We start from the raw sequence: 19,715 nt of genomic DNA, 5'->3' as shown, positions 1-19,715 counted from the left end.
GATGGGCTATTACCTGCGCAAGCTCGCGTTCTACCTGACGGCGCTGTGGGCGGCGGTGACGCTGAACTTCGTCATCCCGCGGATGCTGCCGGGCAACCCGGTCGACATCCTGATGGCCAAGCTCCAGCAACGCGGCGGGAGCGTGGATCCCGCCGCCCGCACGGCCTACGAGACCCTGCTCGGCACGGGCGGGAAGGAGTCGTTCGCCACGGAGTACCTCGCGTACCTGGGCAACCTGCTGCGCGGCGAGCTCGGGGTGTCGGTCAGCGCGTTCCCGGCGAAGGTGTCGGACGTGATCGGCGACGCGTTGCCGTGGACGGTCGTCCTGGTCGGGCTCGCGACGCTGATCTCGTTCCTGCTCGGCGTCGGGCTCGGCGCGGTCGTCGGCTGGAAGCGCGGCACCTGGCTCGACTCGCTGGTGCCCGCGACCACGGTGCTGTCGGCGGTGCCGTACTTCTGGCTGGCGCTGATCCTGGTCGCGGCGCTCTCGTCGGGACTGGGCTGGTTTCCGCTGAACGGCGGCTACGACGTGGTCCTCGACCCCGGCTGGGATCCTGAGTTCATCGGCTCGGCGATCTACCACGGCACGTTGCCCGCACTGACGATCGTCATCTCGTCGATCGGCGGGTGGCTGCTCGGCATGCGCAACATGATGGTGTCGGCGATGTCGGAGGACTACGTGCTGACCGCGCGGGCCAAGGGCCTCACCGACAGCCGGATCATGGTCCGGTACGCGGCGCGCAACGCGGTGCTGCCGTCGGTCGCCGGGTTCGCGATCTCGCTCGGGTTCGTGGTGTCCGGCTCGATCGTCACCGAGCAGGTGTTCTCCTATCCCGGCATCGGGTCGAAGTTGCTGCAAGCAGTGCAGAACAACGACTACGCGCTGATGCAGGGGATCTTCCTGGTGATCACCATCGCGGTGCTCGGCGCCAACCTGGTCGTGGACCTGCTCTACGGGCTGATCGACGCCCGCACGAGGGATCGGAGCACCGTGTCATGACCTGGTCCGGAAAACTCGTGACCGGCCTCGGCCTGGCCGCGCTGATCGTCCTGTTCGGACTGTTCGGGCCGCTGTTCACCGGCGATCCCGCCACCATCAGGGACATCGGGCTCACCCCGCCCGGCGGTGAGCACCTGCTCGGCACCACCCTGACCGGCCAGGACGTCCTCGCGCAGCTCGCCCACGCCACCCGCGGCTCGCTGTGGATCGGCGTGCTGGTCGGCGTCATGGCCACCGTGCTGTCCGGCGTGTTCGGCATCGTCGGCGCCTACGCGGGCGGGGTCGTCGACGAGGCCTTCTCGTTGTTCTCCAACGTCATGCTGGTGATCCCGGGCCTGCCGCTGGTCATCGTGGTCGCCGGGTTCGTGCCGGCGGACCAGCGCGGCACGTGGACGATCTCGCTGGTGCTGGCGATCACCGGGTGGGCCGCGGCCGCACGGGTGCTGCGGGCGCAAACGCTGTCGTTGCGCAACAGGGACTACGTGGCCGCGGCACGGGTGTCCGGGGAGAGGACCTGGCGGGTGATCTGCGTGGAGATCCTGCCGAACCTGCTGCCGCTGCTGGCCTCGCAGTTCGTGTTCGCGGTCGTCCTGGCCATCCTCAGCGAGGCCGGGCTGTCGTTCCTCGGCCTCGGCGCGGCCAACTCGTCGACCCTCGGCACGATGCTCTACTACGCCCAGAACGGTTTCGCGCTGCAACGCGAAGCGTGGTGGTGGTTCGTGCCGCCCGGGCTGATCATCGCGTTGTTCGGCGGGGCACTGGCGCTGATCAACTTCAGCATCGACGAGATCATCAACCCGAAGCTGCGCGATCGGGCCCGGCGCAAGCGTGACGTGGTCGCCGCCACCGCGGAAGTCGCACCCGCGGAACCGGGCGCCGTGCTCACGGTCCGGAACCTGAACGTCGTGTACCAGGGTGACAATCCGGTGCACGCCGTCAAGGACGTGTCGCTGACGTTGCGGCGGGGCGAGATCCTGGGCCTCGCCGGAGAGTCCGGGTGCGGCAAGACCACGCTCGCCTACGCGATCAACCGCCTGCACCGGCCACCGGCGGAGGTGACGTCCGGCTCCGTCACGTTCGAGGACGTCGACGTGCTGGCGCTGGGACCGGAGGAGCTCAGGGAGTTCCGCTGGGTCCGGCTCTCCATGGTGTTCCAGGGTGCCATGAACTCGCTGAACCCGGTCACCCCGATCCGCGCCCAGCTGCAGGACGTCCTGCGCACCCATCGGCCCGGAATGTCCACTCCGGACCGTGAGCTGCGGTGTGCGGAGGTGCTGCGGCTCGTCGGCGTCGACCCGGCCAGGCTCGGCGCCTACCCGCACGAGCTGTCCGGCGGCATGCGGCAACGGGTGATGATCGCGATGGCCCTGCTGCTCGACCCGCAGGTGATGATCATGGACGAGCCCACCACGGCGCTCGACGTGCTGGTGCAGCGCGAGATCCTGAACGAGATCAAACGCTTGCGCGACGAGCTGGGGTTCGCGGTCGTGTTCATCACGCACGACCTGCCGTTGCTGCTGGAGCTGAGCGACCGGATCGCGGTGATGCGCGACGGCGAGGTCGTCGAGTACGCCGACGCCGAGGACCTGTACCTGCGGCCCCAGCACCCGTACACCCGTGAGCTGCTGGCCTCCTTCCCCAGTCTGACCGGCGAACCAGGAGCACTGACGCGGTGACGACACTCGAAGTGCGCAACCTGACCAAGAAGTTCCACGGCGTGCTCGCGGTGGACGACGTGTCGTTCACGCTCACGGCCGGCCGCACGGTGGCGCTGGTCGGTGCGTCCGGGTCCGGCAAGTCGACGATCGCCAGGATGATCGCCCGCCTGGTCCACCCCACCTCCGGGGAGATCCTGCTGACCGGGCCGGAGGGCGTTCCGTTGCCTCGGCGGAGCTATCGCGACCACGTGCAGATGATCTTCCAGGACCCGTTCGCCTCGCTCAACCCGTTCCACACCGTCGAACACCACCTCGCCCGGCCGTTGCGACTGCACGGCCGCAGCCGGACGGAGGTGCCCTCGCTGCTGGAACGGGTGAGCCTCAGTCCCGACCTCGCGCGCCGGCGGCCGCACGAGCTGTCCGGCGGCCAACGGCAACGGGTGGCGATCGCCCGCGCACTCGCTCCGGGCGCGCGGGTGATCATCGCTGACGAGCCGGTGTCCATGTTGGACGTCTCGATCCGGCTGGGAATCCTGAAACTCCTCGCCCGCCTGCAGCGCGAGGAGGACCTCGCCGTCCTCTACATCACCCACGACCTGGCCACCGCACGGCACTTCTCCGACGAGGTCCTGGTGATGCACCAGGGCAGGATCGTCGAACGCGGGCCGAGCGACGACGTGCTCGTGCGCCCCCAGGACCCGTACACCCGGCAGCTGGCCGCCGCCGCGCCCAACCCCGAAGCCCGCTTCCGCGAGGGAGGTCCGTCTTGATCCGTCAGTACCTGCACGACGGCTGGCAGCTGACCGCGACGACGAACGAGGTGCCGGACAACGTCCGCGGCAGGACCGTGCCCGCCACCGTGCCCGGCAGCACCCACCTCGACCTGCTGGCGTCCGGGCTGATCACCGACCCGTTCCTCGACCAGGCCGAGACCGAGCTGACCTGGATGCACCGCGCGGACTGGCGCTACCGCACCACGTTCCTCGCCACGGCGGTGGCGCCGGACGAGCGGGTCGACCTCGTGTTCGACGGCCTGGACACCCTGGCCGCGATCGAGCTCAACGGCCACCTGCTCGGCCACACCGCGAACATGCACCGGAGCTACCGCTTCGACGTCCGGCAGCACCTCGTCGACGGCGCCAACGACCTCGCGGTGGAGTTCTCCTCCGCCCTGACGCACGCCGAAAAGGTCGAGGCGGGGCTCGGGCCGCGCGCGCACGTCAACGCGCATCCGTTCAACATGATCCGCAAGATGGCGTGCAGCTTCGGCTGGGACTGGGGCCCGGACCTGCAGACCGCGGGCATCTGGCGGCCGGTCCGGCTGGAGCGCTGGCACACGGCCCGGCTCGCTCAGGTGCGCCCGGTCGTGACCGTCTTCCCCGACGGGACCGGGCACGTCGAGCTGCACGTCGACGTCGAGTGGGCCACGTCACCGGCCGAGAACCTGACCCTGGAGATCACCGTGGGCTCCCACGAGCACACGGTGACCGTCCCCGCCGGACAGACGACGGTGGTCGCCCACGTGAACGTCCCCGACGTCGAGTTGTGGTGGCCCACCGGGTACGGCCGGCAACCGCTCTACGACCTCGACGTCGTGCTGCGCAGTCGATCGGCTGTGGTGGACGGGGTGACCCGGCGGATCGGGTTCCGCACGATCACCGTCGACACCACACCCGACGAGATCGGCACGCCGTTCACCGTCGTGGTGAACTCCAAGCCCGTCTTCGTCAAGGGCGCCAACTGGATTCCCGACGACCACTTCCTCACTCGGATCACCCGCGAACGGCTGGCCCGGCGCGTCGACCAGGCCGTGGACGCGCACATCAACCTGTTGCGCGTGTGGGGTGGCGGGATCTACGAGTCCGACGACTTCTACGACGCGTGCGACGAACGCGGTGTGCTGGTGTGGCAGGACTTCCCGCTCGCGTGCGCCGCGTACCCGGAAGAAGAACCGGTGCGCGGCGAGTTGGAGGCCGAGGCCCGCGAGAACGTCGTCCGCCTGATGTCCCACGCCTCGCTGGCGCTGTGGAACGGCGGCAACGAGAACCTGTGGGGGTTCGCCGACTGGGGCTGGCCGGAGCAGCTCGAAGGCCGGACCTGGGGACTGGGTTACTACGACGACCTGCTGCCGCGGATCGTGGCCGAGCTCGACCCGGCCCGGTTCTACTGCCCCGGCAGCCCGTACAGCCCGGTGGAGGGCCTGCACCCGAACGACGAGAACCACGGCACCCGGCACGAGTGGCAGGTCTGGAACGAGATCGACTACACGCACTACCGCGACCACGTGCCGAGGTTCTGCTCGGAGTTCGGGTTCCAGGGCCCGCCGGCCTGGGCCACGCTCACCCGCTGGATCCACGACGAGCCGCTGAGCCCGGCCTCACCGGGCTTCCTGACCCACCAGAAGGCCGAGGACGGCAACGGCAAGCTCGACCGCGGCCTGGCGGCGCACCTGCCGGTCCCGCAACGGTTCCCGGACTGGCACTGGGCGACGCAGCTCAACCAGGCGCGGGCGGTGAGCTTCGGCGTCGAGCACTTCCGCTCCTGGTGGCCGCGCACGGCGGGCGCGGTCGTCTGGCAGCTCAACGACTGCTGGCCGGTCACGTCGTGGGCCGCGATCGACAGCGAGGAACGCCGCAAGCCGCTGTGGTACGGGCTGCGGCACGCGTTCGCGCCCCGGATCCTGACCTTCCAGCCCCGCGACGACAAGCTCGTGCTCGTCGCGGTGAACGACCACGACGAACCGTGGGACGCGCACATCACGCTCGACCGGCAGACGTTCCGAGGGGTGACGCTGCACCTGACTAGACTGCGGCGGACGGTTCCGCCCCGGTCCACTCTGGTGCTCACCCTGGACGAAGCGCTGGTGCAGCCGGTGCACGACGACGCGGAGGTGATGGTGGCGACGACCGCCGACGCGCGCACGATCCTGCCGTTCCGTCCGGACGCCGAGTTGTCGTACCACCCGGATCCCCTTGTCGCCCAGGCGGAAGCCGTGCCCGGCGGCTACGAGGTCGAGGTGCGAGCCAAGTCGTTCGCGCAGGACGTGGCACTCCTGGCGGACCGGGTCGCGCCCGACGCCGTGGTGGACGACATGCTCGTGCCGATGCTCGCCGGAGAGGTGCGCGTGTTCCACATCCGCACGGACGCCGTGGTCGATCCCGCGGCCTTCACCGATCCGCTGGTTCTGCGCTGTGCCAACGACCTCGGCGTGGTGCCCTGATGCGCGACCCCTCGACCGGCGCGGTCGGCCTCGTGCTGGCCCGGCCCGCACGGCTGCTGGGTGTCGAACCGTTCTTCATGGAGTTCATCGCCGGCATCGAGGAACGCCTCGCCGAGCGCGATCTCTCGGTGCTGCTGCACGTGGTGGCGGACCACGAGGCCGAGATCGCCGCCTACCGCCGCTGGGCGAGCCGAGGCCTGATCGACGCGACCGTCGTGGTCAACCCCGTCGTGGACGATCCACGCCCGGCGGTCCTCCAGGAACTCGGCCTGCCCGCCGTGGTGGTCGGTGACGCCCCGGACCTGCCCGCGGTCCGCACCGACCACGCCGGACCGATGACCGAGGCGCTCGGCCACCTGCTCGACCTGGGCCACCGCCGGATCGCCAGGGTCACCGGACCTTCCGCGCTCCAGCACACCCGTGCCCGCACCGCCGCGCTGCTCTCGGGCTGCGCGGCGGCCGGCGTCGACCCGGTGATCGTCGAGGGCGACTACTCGGAGGAGGCGGGTGCCAAGCTGACCACCTCGCTGCTGAACGGTCCGGAGCCGCCGACCGCGATCCTCTACGACAACGACGTGATGGCCGTGGCCGGACTCGCCGCGGCCGCTTCGCTCGGGATCGCGGTCCCGGCCGAGCTGAGCCTCGTGGCGTGGGACGACTCGACGTTGTGCCGCCTGGCCTCCCCCGCGCTCACGACGATGAGCGTGGACGTGCACCAGTTCGGCGTGTCCGTGGCGGAGTCGGTGCTCGAACGCATCGACGGTGTCCAGGTCACGCCGCGCTGGTCTCCCACCGCCCGTTATCTGCCGCGCGGCACCACGGCACCGCCCAGCTGATCAGACGGGAAAAACCCTCCACGACTGCGCCGCGGAGTTGTTGCACTGCCAGATCTGCATGGCGAGGCCCGCAGTGGACTGCCCACCCGGCACGTCGAGGCAGTGGGTGCTGGTGCCGGCGACCCGCGACCTGAGGATGACGGTGTCCGGCAGGTTGCGGCTCGCCTGGAACCGCTGGTTGCTGGTCCCCGCACAGGGCCATTGGATGACCGGCGTCCCGTTGGTGGCCGCTCCGAACGCGTCCATGCACTTCAGCGTGACCGCGTTGCGGAGCTGGAAGATGCGGTTGCCCCTGTCGATGAAGTCCCAGCGCTGGAACGGGTTGTCGGTGCAGGGCAGCTGGACGATCGGCACCCCGTCCGCCGTCGAGTTGCCTTCCGGCGTCAGGCACATGCCGCTGGCCGAACTCCGGACCGTCATGTCGAAGTGGTTGTCGGCCAATGCGGGTGCGGCGGTGCCGAGCAAGCCCAGGGCGGCGGCGGTCAGAGCGAACGCTGCCTTGGCGATCGGCTTTCTCATGGTGAGTACCTTCCGGTTGGACACGATTCGGTCGGCGCTCACGCTGGCAGAGCCCGTCGACAATCCGTCGACAGTCCACCGACGGCCTCAGGTGGCGATCTGGTACCTGCCGAGCACCATCTGGACCAGTTCGTCCGCGACCTCGTCCAGCCTCGCGTCGACCCACCCGACGACCCAGTCGTGCATCAGACCGTTGATGGTGCCGATGATGGCCGCCGCGGTGATCCGGTAGTTGCCGGGAGGGATCTCGCCGCGGTTGACCGCCTCCGCCGCGAGCCGGTTGATCAGCTCGACCCAGATGGCGCGGCGTTCGAGGCGCTGGCGGTCCATCCGGGGGCTGACGCCGACGACCTCGACGTAGGCGATGCGGGCGTGCCGCAGGTCGGCGCAGGCGCCCTGCACGTAGGCGTGCACCAACATCGGCAGCGACTCGGTCAGGGTCAGGTGCCCGAACGAGGGCAGCGCGGCGGCGACGGCCTTGCCCGCCACGTCGTTGACGTACAGGTGCAGGTCGGCCAGCAGATCTTCCAGGGTGCGGTACTCCTCGTAGAACTGCCGGCTGGAGAGCCCGGCGGCCTTGCACAGATCGCCCAGGCGGGTGCCCCGGTAGCCCAGCCCGGTGCCGAACAGCTCCAGGCCCGCCTCCTGGAAACGCCTGCGCCGCTCGCCCCGGCGCTCGGCCGCGTCCTTGCCCCCGTAGCGGCCCTCAGCTGGGGTGATCCTGCCCGCCAACACGCCTCCAGTGGATCTGCGCAGCGGATTTCCCCACTGGTCTTGTGGCTGGCATCACACCAGCCTACTATCCAGTAGCCAAGATCTGAACTTGACCAAGTTCAGATTTCCCCTGCGGCACGCGCCTTCCCCGTCGGCGCCCACCTCACTCGGAGATGCCATGTCCGACCCTGCTCGGAAAGCCAACGGAAACGCTCTCACGCGCCGTCGCATCACCCACGCCGTCGCCTCGGCGGCAGTGCTCGCCGCCTGCGTCACCGCGCCGGCCGCCTCCGCGGCCCCGCTGCGCGAAGTGATGTTCGTCGGCAACAACTGGGACGGCACCGCCGACGTCATCAAGTCCACCGGCGACTTCGCCAAGATCGGCCGGCTGAACGTCATCCCCGACAAGGACGCCCGCCTGACCGAGATCTACCTCAACCCGATCAAGCTGGCGTTCTTCCTCGGCATCCGGTCGGGCCCCGGCGAGGGCCACGACCAGTTCGTCGACGACATGTACGCCACCCCCGACGGCACGGCGATGGTCGTCTCGCGGCCCAGCTTCGCCGACGTCGTCTCCCTCGACCTCGCGACCGGGCAGATCAAGTGGCGGTTCCCGGTGTCGGGCTTCCGCTCCGACCACATGGCCGTCTCCCCCGACGGCACCAAGATCGCGGTCTCGGCGTCGACCTCCAACACCGTGCACGTGCTGGACATCAACACCGGTCAGCAGCTCGGTTCCTTCAAGGGCGGTGACAAGCCGCACGAGAACGTGTTCACCAACGGCGGCCGGTACCTCTGGAACATGTCGATCGGCGAGGTCAACAACAACTTCGACGCGCCCTGGCAGGACTTCATGAAGGGCGACCGGCACATCACGGTCGTCGACGCCAACACCTACCAGATCGTCCGCACCATCGACATGCGCAGCCGGCTGGACGCCTTCGGCCGCAAGGACCTCTCCAACGCCGTGCGGCCCGCGGTCTTCAGCCCGGACTACTCGAAGCTGTACTTCCAGGTGTCGTTCTTCAACGGCTTCATCGAGTACGACGTCGCCACCGACAAGGTCACGCGGGTCAAGACGCTGCCGAAGAACTCCAACACCAGCGACGACCGCACGACGTACGTCAACGACTCGCGCCACCACGGCCTGTCCATGAGCCCGGACGGCAGCAAGCTGTGCGTCGCCGGAACGATGGACGACTACGCCACCGTCGTCGACCGCAACACCCTGCAGGAAGGCCCGCTCGTCACGGCCTCCAAGCCGTACTGGGCCACGGTGAGCGGCGACGGCCGCTCGTGCGTCATCTCCGAGAGCGGCTCCGACCAGGTGACCGCGATCGACTTCGGCACCGGCCAGAAGGTGGCCTCCGTGCCCGTGGGTGACCACCCGCAACGCGTCCGCATCGCGCGCATCTCCGCGGACTGGACCGGCGCCAGGCGCTGATCACGGACCGGCCGTGGGGCGGACGCGCCTCCGCCCCACGGCCTACCAGCCCCAGCGCGACGCCGGTCGGAAATCCTGCCGCTGCGCTGTCCGCGGTGTCAGCTCGAGGAAGTGGAACGCGGGCAGCGGACCGGCACACGTCGCCACGACGTCGCCGAGCCCGGTGACCGCGTTCCGCACGGCCTCGACCCGATCCAGCCGCACGAGGAACGCGCGGATCTCCTCGGTGTGTTCCGGTGCGTCGACCAGAGCGACCGAACGCGCCATCGCCGCCACCGGCGCGAGCATCGAGTCGACCTGGTTCCGGCGCCACGCCACGATTTCCCGCGCGATCAGTTCGCCCTGCGCGATGGTGGAGGTCAGGTCGCCGCCCCGGCCGGTGAACGTTCCCTGGGCGTGGACCGCCCGAAGCGCGGTGTCCTCGTCGAACACCAACCGCACGTGCATCTCCGCCACGCCGTCGAGCCGTTCGAGATTGTGCCGCAACACCGACGTCCCCAGCGCGACCACGGCGGCGCGGGCCGCGGCCTCGTCCACCGCGGTCGTGCCGATCCGCAACGGCAGCACCGGTCCGCCCGGCAACAGCGCGCACAACCCGGCCAGGTGATCAGTTGCCTCCTGTTCGGTCAACCCGTGATCCGCACGCCGGTCGCTGACCACGACGGCGTACTCGTCCAGGCCCACCAACCTCAACGGCGAGCCCTCCGGCAGCCGGTGCCCCGCTCGCACCACGCCGTGCAGGAACAGGCTCACGACTGCGGCTCCTCCGCCGGGGCGGGTGCCGGCGTGACCATGGCGGGCGCGGGCGTGACCACGGCGGGCGCGGGCGTGACCACGGCGGGAGTGACCATGGCCGGCACGGCCGAGGCCAGCAGGCCGTAGGTGCCGCCGATGCCCTGTGCGGCGGGCGGCGCCGCCGCCAGACCGCGGCGGGTGGCCTCCAGCCGTTGCATCGCCTCCAGGTACCGGATGTAGGTGTCGACGCTCGCGATCACGACCTTGATGTCGATGCTCAGGATCTCGATGCCGATCAGCGAGACCTTCACCGACGCGTCGATCACGAGTCCCTTGTCCAGCAGGACGTTCAGCACGTCGGCGAGGCCGCCGGAGTTCGGGATGGCAGGAGCGGTCACGGTGATGTCCTCTCTTCGTGCGACAAGCTCGCGATGTCGACCGGAAGCCGGACACCGGACGTGTCGGGATCTCCGAGTGCTTCGCGCAACGCCGCGAACTGGCGTTGCAGCGAGATCAGCGCCTGACCGAGGTTCTCCACCTCCTGCGCGGTGAGGGTGCCCGCGTCCACCCGGCGCAGCGCCTGACGCTCGAGCAGTTCGCACACGATCTCCAGCACGGCCACCACGATCCGGCCCAGTCCGCGGCCCGCGTCCTGTGCGCTCATCGCCCGCCGCCGATGCCGATCAACAGCAACCTCAGGTCGAGCCGGATGAGTTCCACGCCCGCCAACGCGATCACGACGTCGCCGCGCACCACCGCGCCTCGGTGCACGACCCGGTCGAGCAGGTCGACCAGACTCGCGGTGCCGTGCTCAGGCATCGGCGAACTCCACCTTCGTGAACGAGTACGGCGGCCACGGCCCGGTGATCTCCACCGAGAGCCCCAGTTCCGCCGTCAGCCGGCCGAGTTCGGCGTGGAACTCCTCCTCGTGGCCGGCATCGACCAGATAGGCCCCTTCCAGCAGCAGATCACGGGTGAGGTCACGGCACACGCTCTCGTCCGCCCGGTCGCGCAGCGCCTGGTGCAACGTCGCGGCGGCACGACGGGCGAGGTCGGCGTCGACGAGCCGCTGCCGGCGAAGGGTCAGGTAGGCCGTACCGGACACGTCGTCCAGGTGCGCCGGTTCCCGTTGCGCCGCACGCACTTTGACTCCCCACTCCTGGCGCCCCTCGACTCGGCTCAGCCAGGCCGACACCTCCTCGTGGCGAGCGCTGAGCAGCCGCACGGCCGCGTCGACGCTGTCCAGGACGGTGCCGAACCGCAGCGGCAACACGGGTGCGTGCCGGAACACCGAGCGCACCACGGCGTCGTGGTAGCGGGCCAGCACGGCCAGCGGACTGTCCTCGGAGGGTTCCTCGAACTCGAGCCCGGCGAACCGCGCCAGCTCGACCTCGGCCACGACGAGAGCCAGTCCCCGATGGCCGATCAACCACGGCCCGGCGAGATCGACGGGCTGATCCCTGGTGATCGCGTAGGCGTACAGGCCGCGGCTCATCGTCGCTCTTCCTCCGCCGTCCGCCGCACCGTCCGCTCCAGCTCCGCGACGCGGTCGCGCAGCGCGGCGTTCTGCCGGGCGAGCTCGTTCGTCTCGTCGGCCCGTTCCACCGCTTTGGGGGTGAAGAACGGATCGTTGGTCCACCAGTCCATTCCCATCTCACGCGCGGTCTGCGCGGAAGCGATGAACAACCGCACCCGCAGTGTGAGCAGCTCGATGTCCACCACGCAGACGGCGATGTCCCCGACGATCACCACACCTTTGTCCAGGACGCGTTCCAACGTGTCGGCGAGCGAACCGGATCTGTTGTCCACGAAGAACCCATCCCGTCACATGTCGGTCGTTCCACGGGTGTAGCGCCGGAGCCGTTCACAACCGCACAGCTCACCGGCGGCGTCGACGTCGACGCGATAGGTCGCAATGATGCTGGTGGTGGCCGGAATTCGTTCGAGTTCGACGACGTCGACCAACACCGACCACCCGCCGTCCGGCACGGCTCGAATCCCCGAAACGGCTTCAGGGGTCCTGCCGATCAGAGCACTGAACTGCTCCGTTGCGACTCGAATTGCCAATACCGCGGTCAGTTTTTCAGGTTTTCCGGACGGCGAACTGTCATTCGAATCGTCGGCCACTCTCCCGATCTTAGGCACACCGGGGAGAACAGCAAAAGATCGAGCATTCAAATCAATCGAACATTGGTCCGTCCGCGCCAGTCCAATGGACGGTTCAGGGGCGCAGGCTTTCCTCGGCCCGCACGGCGGCGTCGATCACGGCCTCGCGGTCGTGCCGGGTGAACCTGCCGCGCCGCTGCCACTCCGCCGACACGTCCCGGACCCGCCGGACGAACCGGTCGTGGTTCGGGAACGGCGCCGCCTGCCAGACGCGGTCGAGGAACGAGAAGCCTTCGTCGTCCACCGTCTCGTTGGACACCGCGGAGTCGGCCGACCCGAACACCACGGTCGGCTCCAGCCGCTTGAAGTAGAGGTGGTGCGCGTCGTCCACGCCGATGTAGAGCGGCCGCAACGTGTGGCCGTGCGTGGTGAAGAAGTTGGGCTGCCCCAGCGGGCTGACCGCCGTGCGCAGGTCGCCGTCGAGCTTGAGGTGCCGGTAGAACGAGAACGTCCGCCAGGTCCGCGAGTCGTTCAACGCGGGCAGCACCAGCGGGCCGTACAGCAGGCTCTGCACGGCCGGGTCGTCCAGTGCCCGTTCGACCCGGAGGCTGAACGGCATCGTGATCTCGATCCGGTCGCCCGGCCACCAGAACCGGTTCAGGCTGAGATACGTGCCGGGCACGGCCTTCGCCTGCTGCACGACACCGTTGATCCGCACGGTGAAGCCCTTGCGGGCCCAGCCCGGCACCCTGAGCTTGATCTCCAGCCGGCCGCGCCCGGAGACGGTCAGCGTGCTCTTCTGCTCACGCGGGAAGTCCGTCTGCTGGGTGATCGTGAAGGCGTCCCACTTCAGGGTGGACGCGATGTAGAGGTTGACGTAAAGGGTCCCGCCGCCGGCCGACCGGAAGTAGATCGTGTCCTGGTACTTGGTGTGGTTCTCCAGCCCGGTGCCGCCGCAGCAGGTGCCGAGGTTGCCGAACCCCCTGGTGGCGCCGGGATGCGCCGGCAGGAAGTAGGTCACCAGCGGCTCGGCGTCGCTGTCCGCGTCCTGCCGCGAACCGAGGACGTGGTTCACCAGACCGCGTTCGTAGTAGTCCATGAACGCGGCGTCCGGCTGGTGGCAGAACAGGTTCCTGGTCAGCTTCAGGAGGTTGTAGGTGGAGCAGGTCTCGCCGCCGCCGCTGTCCGGTTCCGTCTCGGGCCGGGTCTGATAGGTCAGCGAGCGCGCGATGTCGCCGCGCGGCTGGAAGAGCTCCGCGTTGGTGTTGGCGGGATAGCCGTCGCCCGCCGCGTACTGGCCGCCGGCCGAGCCGTGGCTGAACATGCGGTGCGGCACCACCATGTGCCAGAAGTTCTCCGCCGCCGTGAAGTAGTCGCGTTCGGCGGTGTTCTGCTCGAAGACGCGCAGATAGCCGATGAACTGCGGCACGTGCTGGTTGACGTGGATACCTCGCAGCACATCGCGGTTCTCCACCGCCGCGGGGAACACCGTGCGGCGGTTGTCGAAGCACTTGGCCGTCGCGAGATAGCCGGCCCTGCGGTCGCGGTCGGGTTCGAGGGCGGCGAGATGGGCCATGTTCTCGTTCATGCCGCCGTACTCGCCGGCGATGTGCAGCGACCACATCCGGTTCAGCCGGTCCCGCTCCACTGTGGACAAACGGCTGCGCACCCAGTCGCCCACCTTGCGAGCGATCTCCAACGCCTGCGCGTTGCCCGCCAGGTGGTACGCGTCGAGCAGACCTCGCACGATCTTGTGCAGGGTGTAGTAGGGCGCCCAGATGCCGGCCCCGCTGTAGTTCGTGAACTCCTCCAGCCGGATGAACTGGGCCTCGGTGTACGCCGAGAGGAAGCCGGGGTGCCGCCGCCCGTCGGTGGCGCCGAAGAACTCGGCGTGGTTGCCCCGTCCCGACGAGTCCACGACGGACGGACCGGGGTTCTCGTCGAACCGGTACCACGCCACCAGGTCCGCGGTGCCCGCCGCGCCGGCGTTCTGCGCCACAGCCGCCACCTCGGCGGCGGTGAGAGCACGACCGAAGAGCTGGAACTCGTCGATGGTCGCGTTGAGGAACTTGATGTTGGCCTGCGGGAACTGGGCCCGGCCGAGCCAGTTCGCGGTGGTGTCGCCCAGGTCGGCCGGTCCGAGGCCGAGAGTGCCGGTACCGGCCGCCACTCCGTCGACGTAGATGGTGCCTGTGTTGCCCGCCTTGGTGACGGCAATGTGCGTCCACCGGCCGGCGACCAGCTGTGTCGTGGCGTCGACGCGTTGCTCACCGGCGCTGCCGCTGGTGGTGATCGCGAATCGCGGCCCACCGGTCGACGTGTGGGCGGTGAGGTACATCCGGACCTGTGCGTCGGCGGTGCTGTCACCGGGCCGGCCGAAGTCGAAGATCCGCGCGTCCGCGTCCCGCACCGCCAGGTTGACCCAGGTGGCCACGGTGAAGTCGGTCAGGCCCTTCGTGACGCCGGCGGGCACGGCGACGCGGTCCGCGTCGCCGGTGAGGTGCCCGTTCGGGGTGCCGGTCAGCCGCAGCGCGGTGCCCGACCGGCCGGGCACCCTGGGGGTCGGCTTGCGGGCTGCCTCGGCCAGCGCGTCCTGGCACTCGCCCAGCGCGGTGACCACGTAGTCGAGCTTGTCCTTGAAGATCCGCTCACCGGTGGAGGCGTAGGACTGCGCCAGCAGCGTCAGGAAGTGGCCGGTGTAGTGGCCGCGCAGGTTTCCGTCCGGGCTCTCCCAGCTGCCGATCGGTTCGGCGCCCCGGTGGTCCAGGCCCGCGTTGACGCGGAAACTGCGCAACATCCGGTCGGGGCCGCGCCGGTCGTCGCGAACGCCGCCTGCGACGCTCGGCCCGTACTCGCGGGCGAAGTGCAGCAGCCGGTCCCGTTTCTCCCGGAACACGCTGTCGCCGAGGGTCACCTGATCCAGCTCGAACGGCCGCACGGCCCAGCTGCGCGGACTGGGAAACCCCTGCGGCGTGGCCGAGTCCGCCTGCGCGGGAGCGGCGTGCGCCGGACCGGGAACCAGCGGAGCGGCGGCGGCCAGCGCACCGATCTGCAGGACGCGCCGCCGGGAGAGATCCTTGTCCATGCAGTCCCCCACCACCGTCGGCGTCAGATGCCATGTGAGGTGTGCAATTTTACTGACGGCCGGAATCGGCCGTCAACGACGCCGATCAGGGCAGGCGGCTACTCCGGCGGACGCCCCGCCCACTCGCGGCGGGTGTGGCCGAGGTGGGTGGTCATGAGCTTCTTCAGCTTCTTCGCGTCCCCCGCGGCGATCAGGTCGCACATCTCGACGTGCTCCTGGGCGCTGTCCACCAGCCGGCCGGACGCGACGAGCGCGGAGAGCCCGTAGAGCCGGGTCTGCGCGCGGAGGTCGGCGACGATCCGCACCAGCCTGGGATTCCCGGCGGCCGTGAGCAACCGCAGGTGGAACTCGCGGTCGGCGTTGATGTAGCTGACGAGGTCTCCCTCGGCCGCGGCGTCCACGATGGCGGCGGCGAGTCCGCGCAACGCGACCAGTTCCTCGTCCGTGACGTGCGGGACCGCCTCGGCGGTCGCGGTCGGTTCGAGCAGCTGGCGGATCTGGGTGATCTGGTCGAGGTCGGCCTCGGACAGGACGGTGACCCGGTAACCCTTGTTGCGGACCACTTCCACGAGCCCCTGCTGACCCAGGTCGAGCATCGCCTCGCGGACGGGGGTGGCGGAGATGCCGAACCGCTCGGCCAGACCGGCGGCGGAGTACAGCTCCCCCGGCCTCATCTCGCCGGAGACGATGGCCCCGCGCAACACGTTCGCGACCTCTTCGCGGACGCTCGGGCGGCGCGCGAAGGACGGCAGAGCGAGGTGCCGCGGTTCCGCCATCCGGTCCTCCCAGGTGCGACTCAACTCCCGAACCTCGAATCGTACGGCCTGCTTTGCCGTGACACGGCCAAGTCGGGTGTCGTATTTTACATGTCACCGTCCGTCGGCCTGCCCCGAAGGAGCGTGTGCGTGATGCGGTTGATCAGGGTTCTCGCCGTCCTCGCGCTCGTCGCCGGATCGGTGCCGGGCACCGCCGCCGCGAGCGCCCCTCGCTTCGAGGTCACTCCGATCGATCCCCAGCGCTGGCAGAACCAGTACGACATGACGTGGGCGGACTGGACGGACATCCCCGGCACGAAGTGGAACGACCCGAACGCCCGGCCGACTCAGCGCGGCCTGCGGATCGCCCTCGTCGCGGTCGACTTCCCCGACCAGTCGTTCGTGATCACCCAGCCTCGCGGCAGCGACCGGTTCGGCAACCCGCAGATCGACCCGATCCCGCGGTCGGACGTGCCGCGCTTCTACCGCGACTACTACACGGTCCCGAACCAGCACAACCACGGCCGCACGATCCACGAGTACTGGATGGAGCAGAGCCGCGGCCGACTCGGCGTCGGCCAGATGGACACCTTCGGCGCCTACCGGCTCCCCCGCTCGCTCTTCGAGTACGGCCTGAACGAGTGGGGCCAGACCGCGGCCTGCCCGAAAACCGCCACCTGCAACGGAAATCTCGACAACGACGCGGACACGGCGTGGAAGGCCGACCTCGCGTCGCGCGGCATCCCCTGCCCGGACAGCAAGTGCGGCTACGACGTCGTGCTGCGGGTCTACGCCGGTTACGACGAGACCAGCATCTGGCAGGAGTTCGGCGAGATGAAGTTCAACCGCAAGGAGGACATCCCCGACGAGTGGGGCCCGCCCGCGTCGATCGACCCGGACAACACGATGCCCAACTGGGCGCCCACCCGTTACGTCGAGTGGACCTCCTGGCGGGCCGCGGCGCAGCAGTGGGGACTGTCGTCCATCCGGCAGGCGGAGAGCTCGGGGACCATCACCCACGAGATGGCCCACTACTTCTTCAACATCGGGGACAACAACAACAATCCGTTCTCCGACCGGCAGAACCCTCCCAGCCCGTTCCACCGGGCGGGCTCCGCGCCGTGGGACATGATGGACCGCGGCTCGTTCAACGGTCCCGGTGGCCACCACATGCGCTGGGTCATCCCGCCGAACATGGGTGGCTGGGCACCCGCCGGACTGATGCTGCGCAACAGGATCCACGCCGGCATCGTGCCCGCAGGCAACGTCCTGGACCTCAGCCGCGAAGCCCTCGCCCGCACCGGACTCGTCGTCGACACCGTCACCGCCCGCGCCGTCGATCCGGGTCCCGGCCGGACGTCCGGCATCAAGATCCGCCTCGACGGAGCGGGACGGCCCGACCGCACACCGGACTGCGACCTCGGCACCGACCCGTTCTGCCACGGCAACACCGGCTGGGACCACTACACGCTCGAAGTCGTCGGCCGGATGGGGTTCGACTCGTTCACCCCGGACAACGGCGTCGTCATCGCCAAGAACAAGACCGGCGAGGGCAACACCTGCGGTTACAACTGCTTCAACTGGGTCGTCGACGCCAACCCGCGCGACATCGGGCTGGTCGACTTCCACCGCCCGGACGGCACCGCGGTCATGGCGTCCGTCGCCGACCACCGGCAGCTCAACGACGCCGCCTTCCACGCCGGCCTGAACTCCGGCTCGGCCTACGAGTGGGTCGACCGGGCGAACCGGCTGCACTTCTACGTCATCGGCGTCCAGCGCGACAGCCGCGGCGTCCTCTCCTACACCCTCGCGGTGCGCTCCCTCGACGGCTCCGGCCCCCAACGCCGCAACGTCAGGCTGGGCACTCCGACGATCAGCGGCCTGCAGTCCGGCCAGGCGGCGAAGTGCTCGTTCCCGCTCACCAACACCGGTCAGGCCGCCACGAACACCGGCGGCCATCCGAGTCCGGGCGCGACGGCCAAACTGGACAACGACGTCTACCGGCTCGCGGTGACGTCCAGCGGCCAGGGCTGGACCGCGCACCTGGACAACGCGCTGACCACCGCCGCGGCCGGTAGGACCGTCACCGTTCCCGTGTACGTCCTGCGGAACTCCGGTGCGGCACGCACCACCACGGTGACGCTGACCGCGAAGTCCGAGAGCGATCCCACCGCCACGCGTTCCCTCACCTGCACGGTCGGCGTCGGCGACACGGTCCCGAAACCGCCACGCGGCTGAGCCGGCCACCGCTGGCCATGAACGGCGCTTTCGTGGACCTCAGGTCCACGAAAGCGCCGTTCATGGCCAGCTCTGACAGGATCGGTGCATGGACGAGGGCACCAACATCGTGATGATCAACTCGGCCGGCGAGGTGCTGCTGTACCTCCGTGACGACAAGCCGACCATCAAGTTCCCGAACACGTGGTGCCTGCCCGGCGGGTACGTCGAGGAGGGCGAACAGCCGCACGAGTGCATCAGGCGCGAGATCGACGAGGAGATGGGCGTGCTGCTCGCCGAGCAGGCGGTGCGCCCCCTGGTCTCGGCCACGCGCTCGTACGGCGTCGAGCACACGTTCTGGACCGAGGTCGACCTGGACCTCGACCGGGTCGTGCTCACCGAGGGACAACGGCTGAGGTGGTTCACCAGGGCCGAGGTCGACGCGCACGAGCTGGGCTACGAGGACAACGCGATCCTCACGGACTTCTTCGAGCGCCGTGATCGCGGCGACCTCGTGCCCAGCGGGTGAGCCGCTACTCCACCGAGCACTGCGCCCCGTTGAGCGTGAACGAGGAGGGCTCCGAGCCGGGGCGCTGCGAGTTCGCGTTGAAGCCGATCACCACCGACCCACCAGGTGCGATCTGCGGGTTGTAGTCGGCGTTCAGGGCGTTCATCGTCGGGCCGGCCTGCCGGGCCGTGGCGTTCCACATCTCCCGGACCACCTCGCCGCCTGCGAAGTTCCAGCGCAGCACCCAGCCGTTCGTCGCCTTCGTGCCGGTGTTGCGCAGGGTCACGTTCGCCTGGAAGCCGCCCGGCCACTGCTGGGTGACCTCGTAGGAGACCGCGCACGGCTTGGCAGGTTGCGGCGGCGTGGTGGTCGTCGTCGGTGCGGGAGGCGCCGGCGGCTGCGGAGCCTGGGCGGGAGGCGTGGTCGTCGGAGCCGGAGCGGGCGCCGAGGTGTCGGAGCCGTTGCACGGCGGGCCCCACATCCCGCGCTTGGCCGCGGTGGCCTCGGCCTGGGCGGCGATCAGCGGTCCGCCGTCGACGCCTTCCGGCCGCATCGCGCCCTGTTGGACGGCCAGCACCGCGTAGTCCGTGCCGTCCTCGAGCTCCAGGGTGATCTCGCCGGGCGCGAGGCCCGAGAACCGGACCGAGCTGGCCAGCAGGGTCTTCCGCGCGAACGCGAGCGCGGTGTCCGACCAGCAGGGAGCGGGTGCGGCGAGCGATGCGACGCGGACCTTCGACCCGTCGGCCAGCTCGATCGTGCGGCCGTCGATCACGTCCCGGACGACGGTGATCACGTTCTGCGGCGGCACCACCTCGTTGATCAACGAGGGTGGTTTCACCGGGGTTCGAGTGGACGGTGGCGCGTCCGGCGGGTCAGCCGAGCAGGCTCCGCTGAGCAGAACCAACATCACCACAAGGT

General features: G+C 69.5%; 20 protein-coding genes. 8 read left to right on the top strand and 12 right to left on the bottom strand.

Translation table 11 applies throughout. The annotated features are described in order from the left end of the window. Position 1 precedes the first annotated feature (1 nt). Genes G7043_RS15355 through G7043_RS15335 form a run of 5 tightly spaced genes read left to right on the top strand, consistent with a single transcriptional unit; the run spans position 2 to position 6,714 of the window. Positions 2-1,000, top strand: coding sequence for an ABC transporter permease (locus G7043_RS15355; RefSeq protein ID WP_166046274.1), 999 nt, complete (start codon positions 2-4; stop codon positions 998-1,000). After that, entirely contained in the window at positions 997-2,676 is a 1,680-nt protein-coding gene (locus tag G7043_RS15350) for a dipeptide/oligopeptide/nickel ABC transporter permease/ATP-binding protein (protein WP_166046273.1), read from the top strand. Before G7043_RS15355 ends, G7043_RS15350 begins: the two co-directional genes overlap by 4 nt. Beyond that, entirely contained in the window at positions 2,673-3,428 is a 756-nt protein-coding gene (locus G7043_RS15345) for an ABC transporter ATP-binding protein (RefSeq protein WP_166046272.1), read from the top strand. The genes G7043_RS15350 and G7043_RS15345 overlap by 4 nt, the downstream gene beginning before the upstream one ends. Further along, the gene (locus G7043_RS15340; RefSeq protein ID WP_166046271.1) at positions 3,425-5,878 is read left to right on the top strand and encodes a glycoside hydrolase family 2 protein; all 2,454 of its coding nucleotides are present in this window, start codon (positions 3,425-3,427) and stop codon (positions 5,876-5,878) included. The genes G7043_RS15345 and G7043_RS15340 overlap by 4 nt, the downstream gene beginning before the upstream one ends. Then, a complete protein-coding gene (locus G7043_RS15335; RefSeq protein WP_166046270.1) occupies positions 5,878-6,714 on the top strand; it encodes a LacI family DNA-binding transcriptional regulator in 837 nt (278 codons plus the stop codon). The genes G7043_RS15340 and G7043_RS15335 overlap by 1 nt, the downstream gene beginning before the upstream one ends. On the opposite strand, the gene G7043_RS15330 is transcribed toward G7043_RS15335, so the two are convergent. Both G7043_RS15330 and G7043_RS15325 read right to left on the bottom strand, forming a co-directional pair. Further along, complete coding sequence (locus tag G7043_RS15330; protein WP_166046269.1) at positions 6,715-7,233, bottom strand: RICIN domain-containing protein; 519 nt, start codon at positions 7,231-7,233, stop codon at positions 6,715-6,717. An 87-nt stretch (positions 7,234-7,320) separates the two neighbouring features. Then, positions 7,321-7,968, bottom strand: coding sequence for a TetR/AcrR family transcriptional regulator (locus G7043_RS15325; RefSeq protein WP_207311156.1), 648 nt, complete (start codon positions 7,966-7,968; stop codon positions 7,321-7,323). Between the two features lie 157 nt (positions 7,969-8,125). On the opposite strand from G7043_RS15325, the gene G7043_RS15320 reads away from it, so the two are divergent. Continuing rightward, complete coding sequence (locus G7043_RS15320) at positions 8,126-9,391, top strand: PQQ-binding-like beta-propeller repeat protein (protein ID WP_166046268.1); 1,266 nt, start codon at positions 8,126-8,128, stop codon at positions 9,389-9,391. Between the two features lie 42 nt (positions 9,392-9,433). Here the strand turns inward: G7043_RS15320 and G7043_RS15315 are convergent, their stop codons facing one another. The 9 genes from G7043_RS15315 to G7043_RS15275 all read right to left on the bottom strand — a co-directional run bounded on the left by G7043_RS15315 (position 9,434) and on the right by G7043_RS15275 (position 16,117). Continuing rightward, positions 9,434-10,144: a GvpL/GvpF family gas vesicle protein gene (locus G7043_RS15315; protein WP_166046267.1), complete on the bottom strand. Its 711-nt coding sequence runs from the start codon at positions 10,142-10,144 to the stop codon at positions 9,434-9,436. Beyond that, on the bottom strand, positions 10,141-10,524 hold the full coding sequence (gvpJ, locus tag G7043_RS15310; RefSeq protein ID WP_313887891.1) for a gas vesicle protein GvpJ: 384 nt from the start codon (positions 10,522-10,524) through the stop codon (positions 10,141-10,143). The genes G7043_RS15315 and gvpJ (G7043_RS15310) overlap by 4 nt, the downstream gene beginning before the upstream one ends. Beyond that, positions 10,521-10,790, bottom strand: coding sequence for a gas vesicle protein K (locus G7043_RS15305; RefSeq protein WP_166046266.1), 270 nt, complete (start codon positions 10,788-10,790; stop codon positions 10,521-10,523). Before G7043_RS15305 ends, gvpJ (G7043_RS15310) begins: the two co-directional genes overlap by 4 nt. Then, a complete protein-coding gene (gene gvpJ / locus G7043_RS15300) occupies positions 10,787-10,945 on the bottom strand; it encodes a gas vesicle protein GvpJ (protein ID WP_166046265.1) in 159 nt (52 codons plus the stop codon). The genes G7043_RS15305 and gvpJ (G7043_RS15300) overlap by 4 nt, the downstream gene beginning before the upstream one ends. Then, positions 10,938-11,621 (bottom strand): GvpL/GvpF family gas vesicle protein, encoded by a 684-nt coding sequence (locus G7043_RS15295; RefSeq protein ID WP_166046264.1) that lies wholly within the window; start codon positions 11,619-11,621, stop codon positions 10,938-10,940. Before G7043_RS15295 ends, gvpJ (G7043_RS15300) begins: the two co-directional genes overlap by 8 nt. Further along, on the bottom strand, positions 11,618-11,935 hold the full coding sequence (locus G7043_RS15290) for a gas vesicle protein (protein ID WP_166046263.1): 318 nt from the start codon (positions 11,933-11,935) through the stop codon (positions 11,618-11,620). The genes G7043_RS15295 and G7043_RS15290 overlap by 4 nt, the downstream gene beginning before the upstream one ends. Positions 11,936-11,950: 15 nt before the next feature. Then, positions 11,951-12,253, bottom strand: a complete 303-nt coding sequence (locus tag G7043_RS15285; RefSeq protein WP_166046262.1) for a gas vesicle protein GvpO — start codon at positions 12,251-12,253, stop codon at positions 11,951-11,953. 94 nt (positions 12,254-12,347) lie between these two features. After that, positions 12,348-15,317 (bottom strand): beta-L-arabinofuranosidase domain-containing protein, encoded by a 2,970-nt coding sequence (locus G7043_RS15280; protein WP_166046261.1) that lies wholly within the window; start codon positions 15,315-15,317, stop codon positions 12,348-12,350. A 98-nt stretch (positions 15,318-15,415) separates the two neighbouring features. Then, a complete protein-coding gene (locus G7043_RS15275) occupies positions 15,416-16,117 on the bottom strand; it encodes a GntR family transcriptional regulator (RefSeq protein WP_242642251.1) in 702 nt (233 codons plus the stop codon). A 108-nt stretch (positions 16,118-16,225) separates the two neighbouring features. Here G7043_RS15275 and G7043_RS15270 point away from each other — a divergent pair, with 108 nt between their 5' ends. Together G7043_RS15270 and G7043_RS15265 are read left to right on the top strand one after the other, a co-directional pair. Then, positions 16,226-18,310 carry a peptidase M6 gene (locus G7043_RS15270; RefSeq protein WP_242642340.1) on the top strand — a complete coding sequence of 695 codons (2,085 nt, stop codon included), beginning with the start codon at positions 16,226-16,228 and terminating at the stop codon, positions 18,308-18,310. A gap of 88 nt (positions 18,311-18,398) precedes the next feature. Beyond that, positions 18,399-18,818 (top strand): NUDIX hydrolase, encoded by a 420-nt coding sequence (locus tag G7043_RS15265; RefSeq protein ID WP_166046259.1) that lies wholly within the window; start codon positions 18,399-18,401, stop codon positions 18,816-18,818. A 4-nt stretch (positions 18,819-18,822) separates the two neighbouring features. On the opposite strand, the gene G7043_RS15260 is transcribed toward G7043_RS15265, so the two are convergent. Next, positions 18,823-19,704, bottom strand: a complete 882-nt coding sequence (locus tag G7043_RS15260; RefSeq protein ID WP_166046258.1) for a cellulose-binding domain-containing protein — start codon at positions 19,702-19,704, stop codon at positions 18,823-18,825. Positions 19,705-19,715: the final 11 nt, after the last annotated feature.

Origin of the sequence: Lentzea alba, assembly GCF_011067745.1 — a bacterium.
GTDB classification, from domain to species: Bacteria; Actinomycetota; Actinomycetes; order Mycobacteriales; family Pseudonocardiaceae; genus Lentzea; species Lentzea alba.
This window is presented reverse-complemented; position numbering and strand designations above follow the sequence as displayed.